We start from the raw sequence: 1,116 nt of genomic DNA on the forward strand, positions 1-1,116 counted from the left end.
CATGGTGGACCTGGACTCCAACCCCACCAAGCTCATCGAGATCGTCGAGATCGGCAAGCAGCTCCTGATCACCCGCGGCGCGCTGACCACCTTCTCGATCGCCAACGACGTCGCGAAGTACTTCGCGATCATCCCGGCGATGTTCGCGGTGGCCTACCCCGGCCTCGACAAGCTCAACATCATGAGCCTGCACAGCCCGCAGACCGCGATCCTCTCGGCCGTCATCTTCAACGCGCTGGTCATCGTGGCCCTGGTGCCGCTCGCCCTCAAGGGCGTGCGCTACCGGCCGATGAGCGCGGACAGCATGCTCCGGCGCAACCTCACCGTCTACGGACTGGGCGGCCTCGTCGCCCCGTTCATCGGCATCAAGATCATCGACCTGCTCATCTCCCTCATCCCTGGCATCGGGTGACCTCCATGAACAACTCCGTACGCAGCACGGCCCGGCTGGTCGGCGCGGGCCTGCGGGCCCTGCTCGTCCTCACGCTGGTCTGCGGGGTGATCTACCCCCTGGTCGTCACCGGCATCGCCCAGGTGGCCTTCCACGACAAGGCCAACGGCTCCGAGATCAAGGTGGGCGGCAAGTCCGTCGGTTCCGAGCGGCTCGGCCAGTCCTACACGCTCGACGAGAAGGACAAGGCCGGGAACCCGCTGCCCGACCCGAAGTTCTTCCAGGGCCGGCCCTCGGCGGCCGGTCCCAACACCGAGAACACGCAGTACAAGCTGCTGGTGTCCGGGCCCTCCAACCTCGCCGCGGACAGCAAGGTCCTGCTGGACAGCGTCCAGCAGCGCCGCGCCGACGTCGCCGCCTTCAACGGCGTCTCCCCGGCGGCGGTCCCGACGGACGCCCTCACCGCCTCCGGCTCCGGTGTCGACCCCGACATCTCCCCGGCGTACGCACGGCTCCAGGCCGACCGGGTCGCCAAGGCCAACCACCTGCCGGCGGACGAGGTCCGCAAGCTGGTCGACGACCACACCGACGGGCGCATCCTGGGCTTCATGGGCGAGGAGCGCGTCAACGTCCTCCGGCTCAACGTCGCGCTGCGCGAGCTCGTCAAGGGCTGACGCACCGGCGGTGACGACAACGGCGGACGGCCGGGGCACGGAGCCCCGGCC

At 69.1% G+C, this 1,116-nt stretch carries 1 protein-coding gene and 1 pseudogene; both read left to right on the top strand.

The features are described 5' to 3' along the window. A pseudogene (locus ABD269_RS33555) lies at window positions 1-412 on the top strand (potassium-transporting ATPase subunit B); the annotation flags it as partial. A 5-nt stretch (window positions 413-417) separates the two neighbouring features. After that, window positions 418-1,065 (top strand): potassium-transporting ATPase subunit KdpC, encoded by a 648-nt coding sequence (gene kdpC, locus ABD269_RS33560; protein ID WP_344124165.1) that lies wholly within the window; start codon window positions 418-420, stop codon window positions 1,063-1,065. Window positions 1,066-1,116 lie beyond the last annotated feature (51 nt).

Source organism: Streptomyces blastmyceticus (assembly GCF_039521185.1).
GTDB lineage: Bacteria > Actinomycetota > Actinomycetes > Streptomycetales > Streptomycetaceae > Streptomyces > Streptomyces blastmyceticus.

What these genes read in the sequence shown, in the direction of transcription:
- kdpC (WP_344124165.1), top strand. Translation starts at nt 418, where the DNA reads ATGAACAACTCCGTACGCAGCACGGCCCGGCTGGTCGGCGCGGGCCTG.